Genomic DNA, 22,499 nt, shown 5'->3' with positions numbered 1-22,499 from the left:
ATGTTGCTTTTTGTCACGTTACCCCTAGCTGGATAGTTCTTCCAAAAGGCTGTGTCGCAAGTTTGCGTCGCAATAAATGCCCTTATTAACGCCAAGCCCTCCTGACTGGTGCAAATTTGCGACTATGGCTTGTTAAAAACCGCACTCGCAAATGTTGTCGGGAAAAAAATTTTTAAATATTTAAAAACTTCAAATAGTTAAATATTATGGCATGCCGCATGCACAGGGAGAAACAAACGAGGATTGCCACAACCTTTCGGCGTTCTCCGCGCGGCGGCTGCCATTGTCCCGCGCGCCACATATTCATATTTCAGGAGTATCGTGATGAGCACCACCACTTGCGAATGCCGCTCCCCCCAGGAACAGCGTTTGTACGACAAGATCGAGGGCCGGGAAGACAAATTCCGCACAACCCACACCCGCGTTTTCAAGCTGCTGGAACGCTTTGAAGGCCAGAAGCCGCGCATCGACATCGAACGCGCCCTGTACTTCACCCAGTCCATGCAGGAAACAGACGGTCAGCCCCTGGTGCTGCGTTGGGCCAAGGCCCTCATGCACATTGCGAAAAACATGACTGTCTATGTGCAGGAAGACCAGCTGCTGCTTGGCCGCGCCGGTTGCGATGGCCGTTACGGCATCCTGTACCCCGAACTGGACGGCGACTTTCTGGATATCGCCGTGCGCGATCTGCCCACCCGCAAAACCTCGCCCGCCACTATCACGCCTGAAGACGCCAAACGCGTTATTGAAGAAATTGCGCCGTACTGGAAGGGCAAGACCTACCATGAAGCCCTCAACGCCGCTCTGCCCGCCGAAGTGCACAAGCTGACCTATGATGACCCCATGGGGCTCATCTCGCGCTTCATCGTCAATGAAACCTCGTCCTTCCGCTCGTCCATCCAGTGGGTGCACGATTTTGAAAAGATCCTGAAACGCGGTTTCAACAGCATCAAGAAAGAAGCCCAGGACAAGCTGGACGCCCTTGATCCCCTGAGCTGCAAGGACGCCTGCGAAAAGCGGCCCTTCCTTGAAGCCGTTGTCATCGTGTGCGATGCCATCGTGCTGTGGGCCAAGCGCCACGCCGTGCTCGCCCGCGAAATGGCAGCTAAGGAAACCGACCCCACCCGCAAGGCCGAACTGCTGCGCATGGCCGACAATGCCGACCACGTGCCCGGCGAACCCGCCCGCGACTTCTGGGAAGCCTGCCAGAGCCAGTGGTTCACCCAGATGTTCTCGCGCATCGAGCAGAAGACCGGCACCACCATTTCTAATGGCCGCATGGACCAGTACTTCTTCCCCTTCTACGCCAAAGACCGCGCCGAGGGTAAGCTCAACGATGCCCAGGCCATGGAATTGCTGGAATGCATGTGGGTGGGCATGGCCGAATTCATCGACATGTACATTTCGCCCACCGGCGGCGCTTTCAACGAAGGTTATGCCCACTGGGAAGCCGTGACAGTTGGCGGCCAGACCACCGACGGACGCGACGCCAGCAACGCGTTGACCTACCTGATCCTCAAGTCCAAGCGCGAATTCCCGCTGCACTATCCCGACCTCGCGGCCCGCATCCACTCCCGCGCACCCGAGCGCTACCTTTGGGACGTAGCTGAAACCATCAAGTACGGCTCGGGCTTCCCCAAGCTTATCAACGACGAAGAAATCGTGCCCCTCTATGTTTCCAAGGGCGCAACCTTTGAAGAAGCCCTGGACTACGCGGTTTCCGGCTGCACCGAAGCCCGCATGCCCAACCGCGACACCTATACCTCCGGCGGCGCGTACATCAACTTTGCCGCTGCCGTGGAAATGGTGCTGCGCAATGGCCGCATGAAGAAGTTTGGCGACCAGCTGCTGGGCGTGGAAACCGGCGATCCCCGCAACTTCAAGACCTGGGACGAGTTCTGGAACGCCTATGTGCAGCAGCACCTGCTGTTCCTTAAAACGGCCTTTACCCAGCAGTACATCATCAACAAACTGCGCGCCCAGCACTTTGCCCAACCCATGGGCTCGGCCATGCACGACCTGTGCATGAAGCACTGCATTGACCTGCATCAGGAACAGATTCCTGAAGGCATCAACCTGGGCTACTTTGAATACATGGGGCTTGGCACTGTTGTGGACTCCCTCGCCGCCGTGAAAAAGCTTGTGTTTGAAGAAAAGAAGCTGACCATGGACAAGCTGCTGGCCGCCATTGACGCCAACTTTGAAGGCTACGACGACGTGCGCGCCCTGCTGCGTTCCGCCCCCTGCTACGGCAACAACGATGAATATGCCGATGCCATTGGACGCGAGATCGACAGGATCTCCGTGGAATACGGCGGCAAGTACTCCATGAAGGAACTGGGCATCCACAACGATGTGCGCTATGTGCCCTTTACCTCGCATGTGCCCTTCGGCAAGGTGGTTTCCGCCACGCCCAATGGCCGTACCGACGGCTTCCCGCTTTCCGACGGCTCCTCGGCCTCGCACGGTGCGGACGTCAACGGCCCCACCGCCGTGCTGCTCTCCAACTACCAGACCAAGAACATGGGCATGCGCGACCGCGCCGCCCGCATGCTGAACATCAAGTTCACGCCCAAGTGCGTGGAAGGCGAACAGGGCACGGAAAAGCTGGTGTCCTTTATCCGCACCTTCTGCGACCTCAAGCTCTGGCATGTGCAGTTCAACGTGGTAAACAAGCAGACCCTGGTGGCCGCGCAGAAAGACCCGCAGAAGTACCGCAACCTCATCGTGCGCATTGCCGGGTACAGCGCCTACTTTGTTGATCTGTCGCCCGACCTGCAAAACGACCTGATTGCCCGTACCGAACACGACGCGATGTAACAAATCCACGGGCGCGACTGGCCGAAAGGTTGGCCGCGCCCGTTTTTTTATAAAAGGATGGTCTTATGTGTCAGGATGACAGCCAACGGCAAGGCATGGTTTTTAACGTCCAGAAATATTCGGTTCATGACGGCCCCGGCATAAGAACCATCGTTTTTCTCAAGGGCTGTAGTCTTTCCTGCCGCTGGTGCAGCAACCCCGAATCACAGCAACGCGAACCGGAACTGGCCTTTAACGCTGGCCGCTGCCTGGGGGTTTCCAAGTGCGGGCACTGCATTGTGGCCTGTCCGCATGGTTCCATAACGCTTGGCGAAGACGACAAGCTAAACATAAACCGCAGCCACTGCACCGAATGCCATATGCCCTGCGCTGCGGCATGCCCCGCCCAGGGTTTGCTGGTTTATGGCAAAAAGCGTACAGTGGATGATGTGCTGCAAGTGGTTGAGCAGGACATGGCCTTCTACGCCCGTTCTGGCGGAGGCCTGACCCTTTCGGGCGGCGAACCCCTGTTGCAGGGTGAATTTGCCGTGGCCCTGCTGCGCGAGGCGCGCACCCGGCGCATCAAGACCGCCGTTGAAACCTGCGGCATGGTTTCGCCAGAGACCATCCGCGAGGCCGCGCCATACCTCAATTACGTGCTGTTCGACATCAAACATATGGACAGCGCAGTGCATGAAGCGCAGACAGGCCTGTCCAACAGGCATATCCTCGAAAACTTCCGCATTCTGGCAGAAGAATTTTCTGATCTGCCAATACTGGCACGCACGCCGGTTATCCCCGGCTTTAACGACAGCGAAGAGGCCATTGCCGCCATTGCCGGATTCCTCAAGCCTTTTGAGCGGGTGGAATACGAAATGCTGCCCTACCATCGCCTTGGCACGCAGAAATACCAGTTTCTCGACAGACCCGTGCCCATGGGTGATGTAAAGCTGGAAACAGAACACATGAACAGGCTTCAGGCTGTGGCGCAGGCCATCCTGGGCGATCGGCTCCGCGTACCGCACTGATAACCACTTACCCCCCCAAAAAATTGACCTATGGCATGCAGATCTTCCGAGCTTCTATCCAAACATGTGGAGCGCATCCTCGATGCCCTGCCCGAAGGCGTCTTTATAAGTGATGCCGCTGGCACCAGCCTGCAGGTTAACCGCATGTACGAACAGCTGACCGGGCTGACCCAGGAACAGATACGCGGCAAAAATGTGCGCGATCTGGTACAGGAAGGCACGTTTGACTGCATTCTGAACCCGGAAATAGTGCGCACGGGCAGGCCCACCACCCATGTGCAGCAACTCAAAAACGGCAAAAAGCTCGTGCTCACGGGCTTTCCCGTTTTTGACGCCAAGGGAGACCTGTGTCTTGTGGTCACGTTTGCGCGCGATGTCACACTGCTGGCGCAATTACAGGATCAGGTGGCCGGGCAGTGCAAGCTTATTGACCAGATCAACGACCAGTTGGCCTACATTGCACAGGGCGCGGCAAAATCACGCGAACCTGTGTATGCCAGCCGGGCCATGGGCGATGTGGTTTCCCTGCTCCGCCGCTTTGCGGACACGGACGCGACCGTGCTTATTTTGGGCGAAACCGGCGCAGGTAAGGACGTATTTGCCCGCTACACCCACTCCCAGTCGGCCCGTAACGATAAAATCCTGCTCAAGGTCGACTGCGGCGGCATTTCAGAATCACTCACGGAATCGGAGCTGTTCGGCTATATGCCGGGGGCGTTCACTGGCGCTTCCAACAAGGGCAAGGCCGGGTATTTTGAAATTGCCGATGGCAGCACGATCTTTCTGGACGAAGTGGGCGAGTTGCCGCTTTCCATGCAGACGCGGCTTTTGCGCGTGCTCCAGGACGGCGAAATCATGCGGGTGGGCGCTTCCAGCCCGCGCAAGGTGGACGTGCGCATCATTGCCGCCACCAACCGCGATCTGGCCGAAAGCGTGGAGGCCGGGACCTTCCGCCGCGACCTGTACTACCGCCTCAATGTTGCCACGGTGCGCATCCCCCCACTGCGCGAAAGGCAGGAAGACGTGCGCCCCCTGGCAGAACACTACCTTGCCCAGTACACTGCCAAATACCACAAGGCCATGGCCTTTATGGACGTGACCCTCGACATCATGACGGCCTATTCCTGGCCCGGCAACGTGCGCGAGCTGCAAAACCTTGTGCACAGTCTGGTCATCACGCTCAGCGGGCCGCTGATTTCCCCTCGCGACCTGCCGCCACAGATATCCGGCGCACCCCGCGAAGCCTCGTGCTATAGCGAGGACATCCTCGCCGCCCGCCGCCCCCTGCGCGACATCATGGCCGAAATGGAGCGGGATTTCCTGCTCAAGGCCATTGAAGTGCACGGCTCTGTGCAGCGCGTGGCGGAGCTGTTCCAGATCAACCGCAGTACTGTGTTCCGCAAGTTGCAGGGCGCACGGCGGATTGACTGATGCGTGTGGGCGTCAGGGCTGGCAACGCGACAGTCAAGACGCATGCTTCCCCCTTGGTGGTGGCGGCCTTGACGACCTTGGTCATGATTCTTTTTGCCGCCAATTCCCTGCTCTGCCGTTTTGCGCTTGCCGAAGGCCAAAACGCTCATCCCCTGAATCCCTCTGCATATACGGCCCTGAGGGCCATTTCTGCCGCTGCCATGCTCTGGCTGCTCCAGATGCGGCGCGGCGGCAACCCGCTGCGTGCCGGCAGCTGGGGTGCGGCCTTGGCGCTGTTTGGCTATATGGCCTGCTTTTCCTGGGCTTATGTTCGGCTATCTGCCGGGGCGGGCGCTCTGGTCATTGCCGTGGCCGTGCAGGCTGGCATGCTCGTGGCCGGGCTGCGGCTGGGGCAACATCCCGGCAAGGCCCAGAGCCTGGGCATTGGGCTTGCCATGGCAGGCCTAATCTATCTGCTGCTTCCGGGGCTTGATGCGCCGCCAGCAGGGGCGGCTACGGTCATTTTCTGCTCTGGCCTGTGCTGGGCGGCCTACACGATCTATGGCAGGGGCGGCGACAATGCCGCTGCGGCCACGGCTGGCAATTTTATCCGTTGCGTTCCACTAGCTGTAGCACTGCTGGCATGGGCTGTGGCCTTTGACCAGGCGGGAATGCCTGCCGCATGGCCGTGGGCAGGCGTTGTGTGCGCCCTGGCAGCCGGGGCGCTGGCATCCGCCCTTGGCTACGTTCTCTGGTATGCGGTTTTGCGCTGGCTCAGCGTGCCCTCAGCAGCTGTGGTGCAGTTGAGCGTACCACTCATCACCGCCCTGGGTGGCGCCATGCTCATGGATGAAACTCTGGGGCTACGACTGCTGGTGAGCGCCCTTGCCATTCTGGGCGGTATTTTCTGCGCAACGGCCCTGCCCCATCTGCTACGCAGGCACTGAACAAACAGGCCACGCGCCTGCGCCCCCCAAGTATGCCGGGGATAAAAACGCTGCTGCAAAGCTGCGTTAAACGCTACTTTGCTGATGCGGACAGCAGATTGGCCAGAATAACTTCCGTCACACGGTAAAAAACTTCAAGGTCTGCATCGGATATGCCCGTCAGAGCTTCAACGCGCAGTTTTGTGCCAATGCTCAAGATATCGTTGATGACGCTGTCCGCCTTGGGGGTCAGACAAATGCGTCTGGCGCGCCTGTCGCCCTCCACGCCCACGCGTTCCACAAGGCCCATCCGTTCAAGGCCGTCCAGCACCCGCACAAGGGTGGGGCCTTCCACACCCACAGAAACAGCCAAGTCCTTTTGCAGGGCCTTGCCGTTCATCCGCGACAGATGCATGAGCACCAGCCAGCGCGCCTGGGTCAGCCCCAGGTGGGAAAGACGCTCGTCAAGCTTGGTACGCCATGTGCGGGAGGTGCGGTTGATGATTATACCAACAAGATCTCTGGTAGAAGCGCTCATTGTAATGCCCCCATTGTGTGCGTTGCCAGCTTGTAATTGATACTTGCTTGCCGCCTGCCTGGCGCCAACGCCAAGTTATTTTTGGCGCCAGATGTTATGCACTGCCACATACAACTGTCTCGCGCAAGTCAGGAAAAATCTTAAAAGTACACATCAGCCCACAGAATCAGACCATGCGCAGAGGATCACCCTGCAAAGCAGACCTGCAACACGCTGCTGGAGCGCATATGCGCAAACAGGAAGATATGGGGAAAAGCCCGAAAAATAAAGCGAATAAAATATATGAAAATTAATAAAGCATAAAAATGAACTGCGCCGACGGTTGCCCCATGCCCCTGTCGGTCTGGCTAAAAAAGACAGTCCAGAAACATGCGGTCGCCAATGCCCTGAATGAATGCGTCAATGTGCACCAGAGCCAGTCGACGTTCAAGAGCCTCACGTTCGTGCCTGCATCCGCAGAGCATGTCTTCAAGTTCCGTCACATCCCGAACGCCAAAATAGTCGCCGAACAGACGGATATCGGCGATTATGCCGTCACGCACATCCATATGTACGTCAAGCACGCCGCTAGGGGTCTTTGTGCTGCGCTCAAAGGCGTAATTGGGTGAATAGCCAAAATTCCAGTACCAGGAGCGGTAGCGTTCTTCTGCCAGAGCTTCAATGGCGGTTATTTCCTCCGCGCTCAAGGCAGTCTGCCCTATAGAATCCTCCCCGGCCACAAAGCGCATGAGGTAGTTTATGAATTCCTCAATGGGCATGGGCTGGGGCAAAAAATCCACAATGTTGCCCACGCGACCGCGCACGCTTTTGACAGATTTATCAATGTATTTTGCGGGACTGGGCTTGAGCGCGGCACAGACGGAATCCAGGTTGGCAGAATACAGCAGGGTGCCGTGGTGCAGCAGGCGGTCGCGGTGCATGTGCTGCGCGTTGCCGGAAATTTTGCTTTCTCCAACGACCATATCGTTACGGCCATTGAATTCACAGGGGACTCCAAGGGCATTGAGCGCTTCGGTAATGGGCGTGGCAAAGCGCTTGAAGTCCAGCAGCCCCGAATGGTTGTTCAGGCTGATGAAGGTAAAGTTGATATTCCCCAGATCATGAAAGACCGCACCCCCGCCGGTGAGCCTGCGCACAACGGGGATGCCGTGCTGCTGCACATAATCGGCGTTGATTTCGGAGTGGGAGTTCTGGTTTCGTCCCACAATAACAGAAGCCGCATTACGCCAGAGCATAAAGATGTCGGTTTCGCTATTGCGCAGCAGCCATTCTTCCGCCGCCAGATTAAACGAGGCGTCTGTGCAAGGATTATAGATAAAACGCATACTCCCCCCCATGAAACACATTGCTGGGACATATCGTATTTTCTACATTTATCCAAGCAATTCGCTGATGCCAGCGCTTGCAGGCATGAAGGGAGCGGCGCTTGTTCCGAAAGTTGGCGGCAATGCAGTGGGCGTTATCAACGCTGGCACAAAAGAGCGTGCATACACTTGGCCATATGCCCGCTCTTTTATACCAGAAAAGTATCAGCAGCGGGTTGTGCGAGCTTAAACAGCTCCCGGCAGCCCACCTTCAGCGAGACTGCCAGCTATTCTACCGTAACCAGTGTGCCTTCTTCAAAAACGCAGGGGGTCAGCTCATTGCCAAGTCCGGGTAGTTCCGGGACGCTGAACATACCGTTCACCGGCTGGTAGTCGTACTTGCACAGGCGTTTGTTATAGCCGTGCAAGTTGTATACATGGTGTTCGTGGATGGTGAAATTGGGAATCACCGCCTCAAGATGCAGGGACGCTGCCGTAAGCAGGGGGCTTGAGCACACGTGCACCTGAACACCCACGTCATAGGTGTGGGCCATATCACATATTTTTTTTGCTTCGGTTATGCCGCCGCAGTTGCCGATGTCCGGCTGGATCATCTGAATGGAGGCATTGTGAAAGTACGGAGCAAAACCCCATCTGCCATAGATGCGCTCCCCCTGAGCAATGGGAATGCCCAGATTGTCGTGGACATATTTGTTCAGTGACGGTTCCGGGGTGCAAGGTTCTTCAAAAATCAGAATGCCATATTCCTTGGCCATGTTTCCGATCTGGATGGCAGACTGCACGTCCGTGTAGGAGTGATTTTCCATTATCAGATCCACATCCGGGCCAATGGCTTCGCGCACGGCACTGATACGATCGCGCAGCATGCGCATGACATGCGGCGGCTGAAGGCGGGTGGTTTGCTCGCTGTTGGTGCGGTTGCCCTTATCATCAAAGGCATAAAAGTCAATTTTGATGGCATCATAGCCGTCACCAACAGCTTTTTTGGCATAGCGCGCGTAATCATCCGGGCTGACTGCCGCCTTTTTACCGTCTTCATCCCATCCAAACTGCAACTGACTGGCATAACAGCGCAGTTTTTCACGCCTTTTGCCGCCGAGCAACCTGTACACCGGTTCTTTGTAGTATTTGCCCTTGATATCCCACAGGGCCACATCAAGGGCTGAAATACCGGCAAAAGCCACGGCTCCGCCATTCTGCCCCCAGAATGTGGATTTATAGAGCGTTTCCCATATGGGTTCATTGTCCAGAGGATTTTTGCCGATCAACAGGGGCGCAAGCTCGCGGATCATGCCAAAGGCAGCATACGCGCCCCGCCCATACGCAAGTGCGGCCTCGCCATCACCATAAAGGCCGTTATCCGTGTACACACGGCAAAGAACTGGTCGCCACAGGGGCGGGTTATTGGGGGTATCCAGTATCACTATGTCGATCTTGGTGATTTTCATGGCAGCATCCTGTTTAGCAAAGTGCATTTGCCTATATGATTACACTTTTTGTCCTGCCATTGCGCGGCAGGGTTACGATCAATGACAACAATCCGCATCCGGCACGATAAACAATGCCAGATACGCTGCGCTGAAGGCGGCTAGAACCCGGCAACGCTGCCGCCCTTGTACAGGGCATTGATGGCATTGCGGACATCTTCAGTGGTATATGCCTTGATGAGATCCCTGGTCCACGGGGCGTCCTTGTTGGCGCTGGAAACAGTGAAGCCCACGCCAAACTTGTCCAGATCGCTGGACTGGGCCAGTTCTGTAAAGTCAGCCACCTTGTTGCTCACGATAAAGAGCTTGGCGCTGCATGCCGCGTCAACATCCTGAAGGGCAGAAATAACCTGATGCGTATCGAGCTTTATGATCTCGATTTGTTTTATGTTGCTTTCGATATCAAGGTCGGTGGGATTGGTGACGCCGGGCTTGAGCTTGATGAAACCCAGTTCCTCCAGCAGAAACAGAGAGCGGCTCATGTTAGATTCGTCCTGCGGAATGGCTATGCTGGAACCTTCTTTTATCTCACTGATATTTTTGTGCTTTGAGGAAAAGATACCAAAGACGTTTTTATGAATATACGGCGTAAGCATGGTTATACTTTTTGATTTTGTTTTGTTGTAGCTGTCCATCCAGGGCTTGTGAGCGTGCAGGGAGGCATCAATTTCGTTATTGTCGATGGCTTCAAACATTATTGTTGCATTTTGCAGAACAATTACTTGAACCTTGTAGTTCATGGCTTCAAGTGCCTTCACCCCTGCCTGAACTTCTGGCTCATTGTAGGCCATGCAAGCCAATCGCAACGTTTTTGGCTGCGCGCTTGCCTCAGCCTTGGAACTTTCCTTTGTTTCATTGCAGGCGGTCAGACACAGCAGGGCAAGGACGGAAAGCAGAACAAAAATCTTTTTCATTGGTAAAATCCCTTTTTCATCATTTATTATATGCTGGTAGCCTTGTGTTAGCTTTATTGCGGCGCGCCATGTCAGCTTGCAGACTTGTACAGCCTGTCTCCTATAGCCTGAATACCCATGACGATAACAAACATTATAAAAACGAGAAGATACATTACAGTGTCGTTAAAGCTCTGGTAGCCGTAAATGAGTGCTGAAGCCCCCACGCCGCCTGCTCCCATTGTCCCGGCAATGGTAGAAAGCCCAAGCATATGGATGACCCCAAGCACGGACGCACTGATGAGCGAAGGGAGAGTGGCGGGCACAACTACCCGAAAGATAATCTGCAAATTACTGGCGCCGAATGAACGCGCGGCTTCAATGAGGGCAGGATTTACTTCTTTCAGGCTGTTTTCAAACATTCTGCCAAAAAACGGAGTGGAGGCCACAGTAAGCGGCAGCAGGGCCGACACCCAGCCAATGGAAGAAGATGTTACAAACCGTGTAACAGGAATGATGGCCACGATCAGTACCACGAAGGGAAAGGAACGTATGCTGCTTACCAGCGCGCTGAGCACCTGATAGGTTCTGGGGTTTGGCCTGAGGCCGTTCTGCCCGGTCACAAACAGCGAAACTGCAAGCAAAAAGCCAAAAAAACCACCGAGAAGCGAGCCAAAAAGCAGCATCTTGCCTGAGGCCACAAGTGCGGGAAGAAGTATCTTTGCCCAAACAACTTCCATAGGATAATCAACCATTGCAGCAACCTACCGCGAAATAATTTTGCAGGGCACGCCCTGTTTCTGAAAAAAAGACAGAAATGCATCCGCGCGTTCACTCGGGAAATTCAGGGCAAACACCCCATATACGCCACCCCTGTGGCGCGACACCTTGCTGTCCAGCAGATGATAGGGGTGGCCCACATCGCGCGACATTCTGTAGAAGAGCTCCTGCTGGGTGCGCTGCTCCAATGTGACAATCTGAACCGTACAACCCTCAGCCGGAATTTCGACCTCTCCTTCACCCAGCAGATTGATGAGAGCTGGCGGCTGCTGAATAAATATTTCGCGCACATCTCCCGTGGTGTCGCATCTGCCATTCTCCAGAATGGCCATCTTTGTGCAGATTTTGCGCACCACAGACATCTGGTGGGTAACGGCAATAATGGTGACCCCAAGTTTTTCATTGAGGCTCATGAGCAACTCGAGGATTTCATCAGTAGTTCTGGGGTCAAGGGCCGATGTGGCTTCATCGCTTAGCAAAATGGCCGGGTCCATGACCATCGCGCGCGCAATGGCCACTCGCTGTTTTTGACCGCCGCTCAGCTCTCTGGTTTTGGTATTTATTTTGCCAGCAAGGCCTACAAGTTCAATAACATATTCAATCTTATCCCTATGCTGCGGCACTTGTTTATGCCAGCACTGCATGGGGAGGGCTACGTTGTCGTAAACAGATTTGCGATCAATGAGCGAAAAATTCTGAAATATCATTCCGATATTTTTTCTTGTTTCGCGCAACGTGTTGTCATTGAGACCTTCAATGGCGATGCCGTTAACCGTGATACCGCCCGAAGAAAATTTCTCCAGTCCGTTGATGCAGCGTAGCAAGGTGGATTTTCCTGCACCGCTACGTCCAACAAGGCCGTATACATCGCCCTTGTTGATGGTCAGATTGATGCTGTCCAGCACCTGCACTGTTCCATAAAATTTTGACAGGTTTTTGATTTCGATCATGGGTGTTTGAGGTGGCTATAGGTGGCGGGGAAACTCCCAAAACCCGCCGGAACTGACGGGTTGGTGCGGGGCTGGGGCAGCACAGGCCAGACAGAGGGGGAATAGAGAACACGTGCGCCGGATGGGGAATGTAAAGCTACGGTATGTGCAGCAGCAAAAGCCGCCAGACCGGTGACAGCCCAAAGGGCAGGCACCAGCCGGCGGCATGCTAATTCAGAAAGAATGCGTAAAAAACAGGAGGAACGTACTGCTAACAGCAAAAGGCCGGCTGTTGGCAGCCGACGTGAGCACCTGAAGGAGTGGATAAACTCATTTGCGCGGGAATTCTTCCAACCTGGAAGAAATGAGGCGGTCATAGCCTCAATCCGTTCATTTGAGCGAAAGGCAGCGGCATCCTGTTACGCAATGGGATAAAACCTGAAAAGAAATTAACGGTTGTGTTATTTTTTAACGATAGTCAAATGAACTTTGTTTGTCCACTGGCGGCCTCTTTGCAGCACTGAGAACCTTTCCGCAGATCAAAGCACTGCATTCTATAAGGGGCATAGAGACTGTATTCTTGTCAGCCCCCTTGGCGGATGGACCGGCCTCTAGCGACTGAACGTCTGAAGCTTGGGCAGGGTATTGGCCCCGTGGGGCAGCAGTGTTGCCCGGAGGTCTTTGCCGCCGTTCAGTTTTTTTGCCAGTGCAAGGGCTTCGTCCAGCGTTGTGGTGATGTGGATATTTGTTTTGGCAAAGTCTGCGGCATTCATGGAGCTGACCATGATGAGGTTGTGCTTTTCCGCCGACTCCGCAAACAGAAAGCCCACATAGCTGCCGATGGAAAAATTCTCGCGCAGGTCTTTTTCACGCGCGTCCATATTGTCAAAATCGCAGATCTGGTGCTGGGTATCTGGGCTGCCAAAGCCCTCGGTGCAGGCTGACAGAATGATGATGGTGCCGCCCTCGCTCACCACCGCAAGGGCGTTGGCCAGGGTTTTGATGGTCTGGTAAAAATTGATGTCCTTGGGCGCGCCGCCCGCGCTGGCGATGACCATAGGCGTGCGCTCGGACACGTTGACGCCGTCGATGGCGTCAACCAACGCGCAGGCCTCGCGGTGGGCCTGCACCATGTCGCCGGCCACGGCCTTGATGATGTTGTAATTGTCGTCCACCACAACGTTGAGCAGAAAACGGGGTTTGGCCAGCAGGGCGGCCTCTTCAAGATCGGCGTGAAAAATATTGCTGGTTTCCATATTGGCGCTGCGCACCGCCGCATTGGTGCCGCTGCCAAAGCCCTTGTTCAGGGCCAGGTTGTGATGCCGCTGGATGGTCTCGTAGCTGGCGATGCCGGGCAGCAGATACTTGGGGCCGCCGCCGTACCCGGCCAGAAAGTGGTACACCACGCCGCCGGTCAGGATGATATGGTCGCACTCCATGGCAAAGCGGTTAAACCACACTTCGGTGCCGTTGCTGGTCACGCCCGCCTTGACCATATCCGCCGCGTCCCGGCACTTGTGATCAATAACCTGAATACGGTTGTAAATATCTTCGGAAACAATGGCGATGTGCTCCTCGCGCGTCATGGGGCGGTGCGTGCCTGTGGCCGTGAGTATACGAATGTCCGCATCGCGGATGCCGCATTTATTCAGACGGGCAACCACAGCAGGAACATAAACATTGGGCGACTGCCACAGGCGCGTGGAATCTGGCACGACAATACACACCGTCTGACCGGGGTTAAGCATTTCCTCAAGCCGGGGTGAACCGATAGGATTATCCAGAGCTTCGTTAATGTGCTCCAGCGCGCTTTTTGCGGGCAGCGCAACCGCGTTGGAATGCAGCTCTGCCGCTATGAGGCCGTTGCCAAGCTCCACAGAAAATTCCCTGTCGCCGTATTTCATGTAATGCTGTGCCATGAGTCGTGTCCCTGTTTGTTGCTGTGCCGCAAATGCAGCGCCGGGCCTTGTTCCACACAATTTTGCCGCAGCGCCAGTTCGTTCAGCGTCTGTTATGCCTCATGCAGGCTTTTGTGAAGAGGGGGAAATTCCGCTTCTGCGCCGCTTAGGCTCTATCCGAACAGCGCGCTGCCCGTCATCACAAGGCCCGCGCAGGCAAGCATGACATCAATAAGCAGGCGGAAGGTCGCTTCAGACATGCCAAGCACAAAACGTTTGCCCAGAAATGTGCCAAGAGCCAGCGTAGCCCCAACCACAAGACCATTGCACAGCACTGGCAGGGGCAGGCCGCCCACAGCGCCGAAGGCCAGGGCCTTGGCAACATACACGGCAATGGACGCAGCCGCCTCGGTGGCGAGCAGCGCCCCCTTGGCGAGGCCAAAACCGGCAAAAAGGGGGATGGTCAGCGGCCCGGTTGAATACACAACCCCAGTCAGATACCCCACAAGGCCGCCTGCCAGGGCCATCTGCCGAGGGCCAAGGCGCACGCTGCGCGTTCGGCTGGCCCGGCGCAAACCGATGAGCGCAAAAAAGAACAGCCCGATGCACAGATTGGAAATTTCCGCAGGCATGATCCAGAGCGTCCGCACACCCAGCACCGCCGCAGGCACGGCCGTTGCCGAATAACAGACAAAGGCCCTGAGGCTTATCTGCCGCCGCCAGGCCACCACCCGCGAGGCATTGCCCGCAATGGAGGCAACAGCCATGATGGGGATGGCGGCCTTGGGGCCAAAGGCCAGGCTCAGCATCGGCAGCAGAATTATGGACGACCCTGTACCCACCACCCCGCTGATGGCCCCAGCCACAATGCCGCACAGCCCAATGAGCGCGTATATCATGGCCTCTCCATTCTGCGCGCGCAGATTTGCGTTTACAGGGGCGTAATCTGATCTACCTCATGGTGGAACACATAGGGGTCTGCCACCAGCTCAAAGCGTTCGTCATCGGGGTAGTGCACCGCAAGCTGGTAATTTTCGCCCGCAAAGGCCTTTATGGCCTCCAGAGAATCCCACCAAGTGGCAAAGAAAAAATGCTCCGATCCGCGAAAGGTCATGCGTTTGACCGCAACCCCCAGATTGCCGTGAACGCTTTTGGCGTGGTCTTCGCCCGTTTTGCGCAGATGCTCGGCAAAGGCGTCGCCCATAGCCTCCGGCACGCAACCGTGCCATGTTCTCACAATCATGTTTCCCCTCTTCTGTTCCTGATTTTCGCCCCAGCCGGGGGATTATTGTCAACCCAAATGCCTTGTGTTACCCAAACTGCACATCAGAACATTCTGTTGATGACACTTTCGGCACGCTGGCGGCCCCGCGCCTGCGCCCTTGCTGTTTTCGGGGCAACAAATCCTGGCATCACCACATCGATTCACACCGGCCTACAGATCACTTTTCCTGTCCGCCTTCCAGAACGATTTCTATGCCATTACGCGGAGCACGCATATGATCGGGCCAATTGTGAACAGTGGCGGACTTTTCATCGGCGGCATCATCGGCGTTATTTTTGCCGATATTTTTCCTGAACGGCTCAAAAAAGCGCTGCCTTCCATCTTTGGCGTCATAACCCTGTGCCTGGGCGCAACCCTTGTGGGTAAGGCCGCAGCACTGCCCGCCGTGACGATTTCGCTCATTCTCGGCACCATGGTGGGCGAAATCATATATGCCGAGGCCCTGTTGCAAAAGTTCCTGCGGGCCATTTTTAGCCTGCTTAAGAGCAAGCGCATGGGCGACGAAAACTTTTCCCTGATGGTCATAACCCTGGTGGCGGCATTCTGCTTTGGCAGCATGGGCTTTTTGGGGGCCTTTCATGAAGGGCTCACCGGCAAGCCCGACATCCTGCTGACCAAGGCCGCGCTGGACATGTTTACCGGCGTGGTTTTCGGCTCCTTCATGGGCTTTTCCGTAAGCCTTATCGCCGTGCCGCAGTTTATTATTCTGGCGCTCATCTACATGGGGGCCACCACCATTGCCCCGTTCATGACCCCGGCCATGCTCAACGACTTTACCGCCTGCGGCGGCGTCATCTTTGTGGCCACGGGCCTGCGCATGTGCGATATCAAGATATTCCCGGTCATCAACATGCTGCCCGCGATGGCCATTATTTTGCCGCTTTCGCACCTGTGGGAGCTGTACTTTCCCTTCAAGTAACCGGCCTGCGACCATGACTGAAATACGGTTTTGCCTTCCGGCCTTGCGCGCCGGAGGGCAAAACCGTTTAAACACTGCGGCTAGAGCAGCGATTGCAGTTGGGCCAGCAGATCCTCCGGCAGATCAATACTATTTCGCTCACTGGCGGCGCGGCTGAGGCCGATGCGGCGGTCGCCCGGCAGACGCGCGCCCGGCTGGTCGCTGATGAAACCCAGCAAGAGCTCCACCCGATCCAGAAAGTTCGCTCCCGCAGTAGCCGCAGGGTCCATGACCAGAAAGCTCTGCCCAAGGCGCGGCGGCGGGCCGTCCGGCGTGAACAGGGAAGAGGCCTCAATGGCCAGGGAAGCCCCCGTAAGCGCTGCCGACATTATTTCCACAATGAGGGCCAGGGCGTAGCCCTTGGGGCCGCCAAAGGGCAGCAGCGCTCCGTTGAAAGCCTTGACCGGATCGCAGGTGGGATTGCCCTCCGCATCCACAGCCGCGCCCTCTGGGATGCTCTCGCCCTTTTTTGCGGCCTGCAAAATCTTGCCGCGCGCCAACAGCCCCATGGAAAGATCAATAACAAGGGGCGGAGCGTCCTTGCGCGGGCAGGCCATGGCCAGCGGGTTCGTGCCAAAGGTCACCTTTGTGCCGCCGTAGGGGGCCAGAGCAGCTGGGCTGTTGGCAAAGCCAAGGGCCAGCAGGCCTTGCGCCGCCAGATCCGCCACAGGGAATCCCATAACGCCCGCATGGTGCGAATTGCGCACGGCCATGAGGGCCACGCCAGACTCCCTGGCAGCCTGAGCCACCACGGACAGGCCATCGGCAAATGCGCTGAAGGCAAATCCGCAGCAGGCGTCAACAAGCACCACGCCGGGCTTTGTGCGCTCCACCACAGGAGCGGCATAGCCATCAACTTTGCCTGCCGCCGCCTGGGATGCATAGTAGGGAATGCGCGAAAATCCGTGCGAGGGCAGGCCTTCCATTTCTGCCCGCAGGAGCGAGGCGATGGTCAATTGGGCATTTCGCTGTCCGACATTGTGGGCCTGTAAAATATCTTCACCCAGTTTTTGCGCTTCGCTAAGGCGGATATGAGGCATGGAGTCTCCAGATTCTAGCTGATTTTACTTATAGTTGCTTGCATTGCGCGAGCACTTTTTGCATACCAGTATTGTTGATGGCGGAAAAGGATGTTTTGCGAGCCCACACTGGGGCTTTTCTGCGCACAAACTAAATGCTAACCTTTAAAAGGCGCGCTGGCTCCCGCTTGGCCCGTGCTGCCGTTGAAGCTCCACGTGCGCGGTCATAATGGCAGTTCTGGCCTGCGCGACGACCGGGAACAAAAGCCCTGTATGGGGGCAGCGGGCATCTTTTTTCCGTTTTACAGAAAATTGCTGCTTGACTGCGCGCCTCAGTCGCCATAAGCAAGCTCGCGACAGGCATTGCCGCCGAAAAATTCCCCCCCTTGGAATTCGGTGCTCAGGGTTAGTGCCCCTTTTGGGAATTGCTGCCTCACGCGATGCCAACATAAGGAAGGATAATGACGAGCTTCCACGACTTTCTTCGCAGTCTTTTTCCCATATGCCGCAGTATTACGGGCAACGGAGTGCGGCAGACGTTGCGCATGTTACAGGAAGAACTACCGGGATTACGCACCTTTGAGGTGCCGTCTGGATCCAAGGTTTTTGACTGGACAGTGCCGGAAGAATGGAACATCAGGGGCGCGCGGCTGACCGGCCCATCGGGCGAAGTGATTGCTGACTTTGCCGATACCAATCTGCACGTTATGGGGTATTCCGAACCCGTTGACTGCGACATTTCGCTGGAGGATCTGCAAAATCATTTGCATTCCCTGCCCGAAATGCCCAATGCCATTCCTTATATCACATCATACTATGCCCGGCGCTGGGGCTTCTGCATCAAGCATGATGAGCGGCAAAAGCTGGCCCCCGGCACGTACCACGCCTCCATAGATTCCACTCTGGCTCCGGGGCATCTGACATACGGCGACCTTGTGATCCCCGGCCAGAGCGAAAAAGAAATTTTTCTTTCCACCTACATCTGCCATCCATCCATGGCCAACAACGAGCTTTCCGGCCCGGTGGTGGCCACGGCACTGGCGCAGTGGGTGGCGCAACGTCCGCGCCGCTACACCTACCGTTTTGCCTTTGTGCCGGAAACCATCGGCTCCATCACCTATCTGAGCCGCAACCACGAGGCCTTGCGCCGCAATGTGGTGGCGGGCTTCAACCTCACCTGCATGGGCGATGAACGGGCCTATTCCTATCTGCCCAGCCGCAAGGGCAACACCCTGGCTGACAAAGCCGCCCTGCACGTGCTGCGCCACTTTGCGCCCGATTTTATCCGCTACACCTTTCTTGACCGCGAGAGCGACGAGCGCCAGTACTGCGCGCCCGGTATCGACCTGCCCCTGTGCAGCGTCATGCGCAGCAAATACCACGTCTACCCCGAGTACCACACCTCGCTGGACGACTGTTCACTTGTGACGCAAAAGGGGCTTGAAGGCAGCGTGAACGTCATGACGCGCATCCTTGAAGCGCTGGAAGAAAACGTCACCTACGAGCCGCGTGTGCTGTGCGAACCGCAGTTGGGCAAGCGCGGCCTCTACCCCACGCTGAGCACAAAAACTTCCTGTACGGAACAGGTCAATCTGATGATGGATCTGCTGGCCTACGCCGATGGCGAAACCACGCTGCTTGAAGAAGCAGACATTGTGGGCAGGGATATTTTTCGCTGCGCGGAAACCATGCGCAAGCTGGTAGAAAAAGACGTGCTGGCGGTAAAAACCTGCTGACGACTGTGCGCGGCATGGCAGCAAGGCCGCCGCGCAACAGCCGCGTCACGCCATGTCCCATCCCTGGATTGTTTCCCGCCCCTGCTTGTAGCGGAAGTCGCATACCTTGCCGCCCTCAGCCAGCGTTGAGGTGCGCGCAAGGCCCGTGCCTTCCGCCCGTGCGGTGGGAAAGTCCACCCGGCAGGGATAAGGAGCCAGCTCGGGCATGCCCAGCGAGGCAAAATACTTCATCAGCCCGCATTCCGTGTAGTTTACGCCGATATCAAAATCGCGCCCATCACCCCGAAATACTGTCTGCACCCAATCCAGCGGGTAGCGCCGCTGCTGGCTGCGCATGGCCCAACCCTGCAACAGGGCAAAATACTCCGGCGTAAAAAACCGCTGCCCGTTGGCGCGGTACACGTCCTTCTGTTCCTCAAAACTGTAGACCGCCAGATCGTACACAAGCTTGCCCACATCCCTGGCGTTGAACCCGTGCGGGCGCAGGGCCGTGTACAGGGCCGCATACTGCGGCCCTACAAGAAAACTGGGATAGGTCAGGTTTTCCGGCCCGCCAATATCCGGCAGAGGCAACAGCCGCGCATGGGCCTGTCTTGCCTGGGCAAACATGGCGCGCAAATCTTCCGCTGGGCGCTGCCCGGCGAGCATCTGCTCCGCACCTGCGCACATACCTGCAAATTCGGCCTTAAGGGCCTCATCACTCACCGGCTTGCCGACACCCTGCGCAATGGAGGCCATACAGGAACAAGGCAGCAGCAGAGCGGCGCAGGTTCCCAGCGCCATAGAGCAAAATGCGCGCCGGGTATAGCGTGGAAGCATAGTGGCATGGTGCATGACGGCTCCTGCTTGTGGCGCTCGCGCGCCAGACTACGGGTTTACGGCATGACTCACACTAGCCGGAGCCGGGGGCGCTGTCCACGCGCGCCAGAGCAGCGGCGTGTGCCTGCGGCATGGTCAACGGGCATGGATGCGCGGCACGCCTCACTTTTGTGAGCAAATCACTATTAATTACAAATTATCATTTACTAATTTTAAATATAATTCAGTGTAATATATGCTTATGGCGATTTCACCACATTGGTATACCGGTTGACATGTAAACATAACTGGTACATGCAAAACGGCTACCCGGCGCATATGGGAGACTGACGTCATTTCACCCCTGCGGCCGGAAACTGTTGCCCTGTGATCAGACCTGCCGAGGAGCGTTCATGCCAATGCCTTTTGCCGTTGTGGTGCTGCAACACCACAGTGTCCGCCTTTTCGGTGTGCGCATCCACACAACCTTGCACAACGCCCCGCAGGAATGCCCCCGGCTGTGGAATGAGGTCTTTACCCCCCGCATGCCAGAACTGAGCGGCAAGCCCAGCAATACCTATCAGGGGCCTTCTTACGGGCTTTCCTTGTTTACAGACCATGCGGGCCTTGCTTTTGATTACTGGGCTGCGATGGAAGCCCCGGAGCTTGCCGCGCCCCCCGCTGGCATGGATGAAGTAACCCTGCCCGGCGGTCTTTATGCCTGTTGCCGCATCCCCGCAGCCGGAATGCTTCAGGAAGCCTACGACTACATGTATGACGAATGGCCCCAAACGCCGGAGGGCTATACCGTTCTGGCAGACAAGCCCTGCTTTGAGCGCTACGACAGCCGCTTTTTTCAGTCCGGTACCCACGATGTCTATGTACCAGTGCTGCCCCGCGAAAAATAGCCTCCTCTTGCGACCTATTCGGCCTGATTTCCCAGCCGCTTGGGCCTGATTTTCGGGCCTGCTTCTCTTTCATTTCCCTAGTTTTTCCCTTGCCTGTTTTGCCCACAAACCGCACCATAAAAGTATGCTATAAATTGCACTCTTTTTCGGAATATGCCATATTGCGAATGAATCGTAATAATCGGCAATTCGGCTGCACCCTTGCGCCCGCATACGCCGATAAGGAGCATACATGGCACTGACCCGACGTAATTTTCTGGTGGGCGCGGCCTCTGCGGCAGGCATTGCGGCTGTGGGGCTGGATGCCCGGTCCGAAACGGGCGCAAGCGCGTCTGCCCAGCACGCGGAATACGCAACATTACTCGACATTGAAAAATGCATCGGCTGTGGCCAGTGCGTGGAAGGCTGCCGCGAGCGCAACGGGAGCCGTTATCCGAAAGTCAAAAAGCCCCTGCCGGTCATGTTTCCGCCTGGAACCAAGGACGAGGATTGGTCTGGCAAGCGGGATGTGGACGACAGGCTCACGCCGTACAACTGGCTGTATATCGAGAGCGTTACCGTGCAGAAGGACGGTGCGCCGCTTGAACTGCACATTCCCCGCCGCTGCCTGCACTGCACAAACCCGCCCTGCGCCAATCTCTGCCCCTGGGGCGCTGCCAGCCGCCAGCCAGAAACCGGCACGGTGAGCATCGACAGCCAGACCTGCCTTGGCGGGGCCAAATGCCGCACGGTCTGCCCCTGGCATATACCGCAACGACAATCGGGCGTAGGACTGTATCTTGACCTCATGCCGCGCTTTGCAGGCAACGGCATCATGTACAAGTGCGACCGCTGCGCGGACAGCTTTGCCCACGGCCAACTGCCCGCCTGTGTGGAGGTTTGCCCTCAGCAGGTGCAGACCATTGGCCCGCGCGATGAAATTCTGGCGCAGGCCCGCACGCTGGCACAGGAGCGCGGCGCGTACCTTTATGGCGTGACGGAAAACGGCGGCACCAATACTTTTTATCTGTCGCCCGTGCCGTTTTCCGAACTGGCGGCGCAGGCCAAACCCGGCCCCGGCAAGCCTACCTTTGGGCCGGTGGCGGACTCCATGGCGCAGGCTGGCAACCTCACCCGCATGATGATGACCGCACCACTGGTGGGTGTGGCAGGGGCGCTGGTGAACGCCGCGCGCCAGGAACAAGGCCCGAACCACAAACACACGCAGGCCCGCCCTCAGGGTGCGCTGCATGACCCAAGAGCTGAAGCTGCCCTCTCCGGAGGATTGCTCAAGAAGCTGTGGGTGGCAGTGGCTCTGCTGCTCGGCTTTACGGGCATGATGCAATTGCCCGTGGCAAGCCGCTACGGCATTGCCAAAGTTCCCGGCCTCACATGGACAGGTGATTTTTACACCACGCTGAATGTCCATTATGTTCTGGCGGCCCTGCTGCTGGCATTGGGCCTGTATTGGCTGACCCTGCAGGTGCGCGGCAGGCTGCGGGGCCGCCTTGCCTACTGGGGCAAGGTGCGGCTGGCAGTGCTTGGCGTTGTGGTGCTGAGCGGCATGGCCCGCGTTGCCAAAAATCTGCCTTCCATCACGTTTTCGCCGGGCATGACGACCTTTATTGACCTTATCCACCTGGGTTTTGCCGTGCTGCTCGGTGCGCTGTGCCTCTGGCTGTGGGTAACTGGGCGCGGCGCGTGGCGCGAGAATGGGTAACGGGCACGGCCCGCAAACATGACTGCATGCACAGGCGGGTATTCTGCGGAATGCCCGCCTTCATTATGGGCTTGGCTTCCAAC

Annotated in this window: 20 protein-coding genes; 9 read left to right on the top strand and 11 right to left on the bottom strand. The window is 56.8% G+C overall.

The features are described from left to right. The first annotated feature begins 324 nt into the window (after positions 1-324). From JMF94_RS01295 to JMF94_RS01280, 4 genes are all read left to right on the top strand, one after another. A complete protein-coding gene (locus tag JMF94_RS01295) occupies positions 325-2,820 on the top strand; it encodes a glycyl radical protein (protein WP_240823415.1) in 2,496 nt (831 codons plus the stop codon). A 65-nt stretch (positions 2,821-2,885) separates the two neighbouring features. Continuing rightward, positions 2,886-3,827, top strand: coding sequence for a glycyl-radical enzyme activating protein (locus JMF94_RS01290; RefSeq protein WP_240823414.1), 942 nt, complete (start codon positions 2,886-2,888; stop codon positions 3,825-3,827). A 30-nt stretch (positions 3,828-3,857) separates the two neighbouring features. Then, the gene (locus JMF94_RS01285; RefSeq protein ID WP_240823413.1) at positions 3,858-5,258 is read left to right on the top strand and encodes a sigma 54-interacting transcriptional regulator; all 1,401 of its coding nucleotides are present in this window, start codon (positions 3,858-3,860) and stop codon (positions 5,256-5,258) included. After that, on the top strand, positions 5,258-6,184 hold the full coding sequence (locus tag JMF94_RS01280; protein WP_240823412.1) for a DMT family transporter: 927 nt from the start codon (positions 5,258-5,260) through the stop codon (positions 6,182-6,184). The genes JMF94_RS01285 and JMF94_RS01280 overlap by 1 nt, the downstream gene beginning before the upstream one ends. A gap of 73 nt (positions 6,185-6,257) precedes the next feature. Here the strand turns inward: JMF94_RS01280 and JMF94_RS01275 are convergent, their stop codons facing one another. Both JMF94_RS01275 and JMF94_RS01270 read right to left on the bottom strand, forming a co-directional pair. Beyond that, positions 6,258-6,701 (bottom strand): MarR family transcriptional regulator, encoded by a 444-nt coding sequence (locus JMF94_RS01275; protein WP_240823411.1) that lies wholly within the window; start codon positions 6,699-6,701, stop codon positions 6,258-6,260. A gap of 347 nt (positions 6,702-7,048) precedes the next feature. Further along, a complete protein-coding gene (locus JMF94_RS01270; protein WP_240823410.1) occupies positions 7,049-8,026 on the bottom strand; it encodes a lipoate--protein ligase in 978 nt (325 codons plus the stop codon). 10 nt (positions 8,027-8,036) lie between these two features. On the opposite strand from JMF94_RS01270, the gene JMF94_RS01265 reads away from it, so the two are divergent. Further along, the gene (locus JMF94_RS01265; RefSeq protein WP_240823409.1) at positions 8,037-8,255 is read left to right on the top strand and encodes a hypothetical protein; all 219 of its coding nucleotides are present in this window, start codon (positions 8,037-8,039) and stop codon (positions 8,253-8,255) included. Between the two features lie 37 nt (positions 8,256-8,292). Here JMF94_RS01265 and JMF94_RS01260 read toward each other — a convergent pair whose 3' ends face one another. From JMF94_RS01260 to JMF94_RS01230, 7 genes are all read right to left on the bottom strand, one after another. Next, positions 8,293-9,474, bottom strand: coding sequence for a mandelate racemase/muconate lactonizing enzyme family protein (locus JMF94_RS01260; RefSeq protein ID WP_240823408.1), 1,182 nt, complete (start codon positions 9,472-9,474; stop codon positions 8,293-8,295). A gap of 140 nt (positions 9,475-9,614) precedes the next feature. Beyond that, positions 9,615-10,427, bottom strand: coding sequence for a MetQ/NlpA family ABC transporter substrate-binding protein (locus JMF94_RS01255; protein ID WP_240823407.1), 813 nt, complete (start codon positions 10,425-10,427; stop codon positions 9,615-9,617). 71 nt (positions 10,428-10,498) lie between these two features. Further along, a complete protein-coding gene (locus JMF94_RS01250) occupies positions 10,499-11,146 on the bottom strand; it encodes a methionine ABC transporter permease (RefSeq protein WP_240823406.1) in 648 nt (215 codons plus the stop codon). A gap of 24 nt (positions 11,147-11,170) precedes the next feature. Further along, complete coding sequence (locus JMF94_RS01245; protein WP_240823405.1) at positions 11,171-12,136, bottom strand: ATP-binding cassette domain-containing protein; 966 nt, start codon at positions 12,134-12,136, stop codon at positions 11,171-11,173. A 590-nt stretch (positions 12,137-12,726) separates the two neighbouring features. Continuing rightward, positions 12,727-14,034, bottom strand: coding sequence for a nickel-dependent lactate racemase (gene larA / locus JMF94_RS01240; protein WP_240823404.1), 1,308 nt, complete (start codon positions 14,032-14,034; stop codon positions 12,727-12,729). Between the two features lie 152 nt (positions 14,035-14,186). Further along, positions 14,187-14,912, bottom strand: coding sequence for a sulfite exporter TauE/SafE family protein (locus JMF94_RS01235; protein WP_240823403.1), 726 nt, complete (start codon positions 14,910-14,912; stop codon positions 14,187-14,189). Between the two features lie 32 nt (positions 14,913-14,944). Further along, positions 14,945-15,256 carry a hypothetical protein gene (locus JMF94_RS01230; protein ID WP_240823402.1) on the bottom strand — a complete coding sequence of 104 codons (312 nt, stop codon included), beginning with the start codon at positions 15,254-15,256 and terminating at the stop codon, positions 14,945-14,947. 256 nt (positions 15,257-15,512) lie between these two features. Between JMF94_RS01230 and JMF94_RS01225 the strand changes: the two genes are divergently transcribed. Further along, positions 15,513-16,217, top strand: a complete 705-nt coding sequence (locus tag JMF94_RS01225; RefSeq protein ID WP_240823401.1) for a DUF554 domain-containing protein — start codon at positions 15,513-15,515, stop codon at positions 16,215-16,217. Between the two features lie 80 nt (positions 16,218-16,297). On the opposite strand, the gene JMF94_RS01220 is transcribed toward JMF94_RS01225, so the two are convergent. Continuing rightward, complete coding sequence (locus JMF94_RS01220; protein ID WP_240823400.1) at positions 16,298-17,296, bottom strand: Ldh family oxidoreductase; 999 nt, start codon at positions 17,294-17,296, stop codon at positions 16,298-16,300. A gap of 440 nt (positions 17,297-17,736) precedes the next feature. Here JMF94_RS01220 and JMF94_RS01215 point away from each other — a divergent pair, with 440 nt between their 5' ends. Continuing rightward, positions 17,737-19,011 (top strand): DUF4910 domain-containing protein, encoded by a 1,275-nt coding sequence (locus JMF94_RS01215; protein ID WP_240823399.1) that lies wholly within the window; start codon positions 17,737-17,739, stop codon positions 19,009-19,011. Between the two features lie 45 nt (positions 19,012-19,056). Here JMF94_RS01215 and JMF94_RS01210 read toward each other — a convergent pair whose 3' ends face one another. Then, on the bottom strand, positions 19,057-19,845 hold the full coding sequence (locus tag JMF94_RS01210) for an L-2-amino-thiazoline-4-carboxylic acid hydrolase (RefSeq protein WP_240823398.1): 789 nt from the start codon (positions 19,843-19,845) through the stop codon (positions 19,057-19,059). A gap of 377 nt (positions 19,846-20,222) precedes the next feature. Between JMF94_RS01210 and JMF94_RS01205 the strand changes: the two genes are divergently transcribed. Next, the gene (locus JMF94_RS01205) at positions 20,223-20,717 is read left to right on the top strand and encodes a GyrI-like domain-containing protein (protein WP_240823397.1); all 495 of its coding nucleotides are present in this window, start codon (positions 20,223-20,225) and stop codon (positions 20,715-20,717) included. Positions 20,718-20,949: 232 nt separating this feature from the next. After that, positions 20,950-22,416, top strand: a complete 1,467-nt coding sequence (locus JMF94_RS01200; RefSeq protein ID WP_240823396.1) for a 4Fe-4S dicluster domain-containing protein — start codon at positions 20,950-20,952, stop codon at positions 22,414-22,416. The last annotated feature ends 83 nt before the right edge of the window (positions 22,417-22,499 follow it).

This window comes from Desulfovibrio sp. UIB00 (assembly GCF_022508225.1).
In the GTDB taxonomy this organism is placed as follows: Bacteria; Desulfobacterota; Desulfovibrionia; order Desulfovibrionales; family Desulfovibrionaceae; genus Desulfovibrio.
Note: the sequence above shows the minus strand (reverse complement) of the source record. Positions and strands in the feature narration are given on the sequence as shown.

Excerpts from the sequence above, each read along its gene's own strand:
- JMF94_RS01220 (WP_240823400.1), bottom strand. The coding sequence starts at position 17,296 with ATGCCTCATATCCGCCTTAGCGAAGCGCAAAAACTGGGTGAAGATATT.
- JMF94_RS01225 (WP_240823401.1), top strand. The coding sequence starts at position 15,513 with ATGATCGGGCCAATTGTGAACAGTGGCGGACTTTTCATCGGCGGCATC.
- larA (WP_240823404.1), bottom strand. The coding sequence starts at position 14,034 with ATGGCACAGCATTACATGAAATACGGCGACAGGGAATTTTCTGTGGAG.
- JMF94_RS01255 (WP_240823407.1), bottom strand. The coding sequence starts at position 10,427 with ATGAAAAAGATTTTTGTTCTGCTTTCCGTCCTTGCCCTGCTGTGTCTG.
- JMF94_RS01235 (WP_240823403.1), bottom strand. The coding sequence starts at position 14,912 with ATGATATACGCGCTCATTGGGCTGTGCGGCATTGTGGCTGGGGCCATC.
- JMF94_RS01290 (WP_240823414.1), top strand. The coding sequence starts at position 2,886 with ATGTGTCAGGATGACAGCCAACGGCAAGGCATGGTTTTTAACGTCCAG.
- JMF94_RS01295 (WP_240823415.1), top strand. The coding sequence starts at position 325 with ATGAGCACCACCACTTGCGAATGCCGCTCCCCCCAGGAACAGCGTTTG.
- JMF94_RS01285 (WP_240823413.1), top strand. The coding sequence starts at position 3,858 with ATGGCATGCAGATCTTCCGAGCTTCTATCCAAACATGTGGAGCGCATC.
- JMF94_RS01210 (WP_240823398.1), bottom strand. The coding sequence starts at position 19,845 with ATGCACCATGCCACTATGCTTCCACGCTATACCCGGCGCGCATTTTGC.
- JMF94_RS01215 (WP_240823399.1), top strand. The coding sequence starts at position 17,737 with ATGACGAGCTTCCACGACTTTCTTCGCAGTCTTTTTCCCATATGCCGC.
- JMF94_RS01275 (WP_240823411.1), bottom strand. The coding sequence starts at position 6,701 with ATGAGCGCTTCTACCAGAGATCTTGTTGGTATAATCATCAACCGCACC.
- JMF94_RS01200 (WP_240823396.1), top strand. The coding sequence starts at position 20,950 with ATGGCACTGACCCGACGTAATTTTCTGGTGGGCGCGGCCTCTGCGGCA.
- JMF94_RS01265 (WP_240823409.1), top strand. The coding sequence starts at position 8,037 with ATGAAACACATTGCTGGGACATATCGTATTTTCTACATTTATCCAAGC.
- JMF94_RS01205 (WP_240823397.1), top strand. The coding sequence starts at position 20,223 with ATGCCAATGCCTTTTGCCGTTGTGGTGCTGCAACACCACAGTGTCCGC.
- JMF94_RS01280 (WP_240823412.1), top strand. The coding sequence starts at position 5,258 with ATGCGTGTGGGCGTCAGGGCTGGCAACGCGACAGTCAAGACGCATGCT.
- JMF94_RS01260 (WP_240823408.1), bottom strand. The coding sequence starts at position 9,474 with ATGAAAATCACCAAGATCGACATAGTGATACTGGATACCCCCAATAAC.
- JMF94_RS01245 (WP_240823405.1), bottom strand. The coding sequence starts at position 12,136 with ATGATCGAAATCAAAAACCTGTCAAAATTTTATGGAACAGTGCAGGTG.
- JMF94_RS01230 (WP_240823402.1), bottom strand. The coding sequence starts at position 15,256 with ATGATTGTGAGAACATGGCACGGTTGCGTGCCGGAGGCTATGGGCGAC.
- JMF94_RS01270 (WP_240823410.1), bottom strand. The coding sequence starts at position 8,026 with ATGCGTTTTATCTATAATCCTTGCACAGACGCCTCGTTTAATCTGGCG.
- JMF94_RS01250 (WP_240823406.1), bottom strand. The coding sequence starts at position 11,146 with ATGGAAGTTGTTTGGGCAAAGATACTTCTTCCCGCACTTGTGGCCTCA.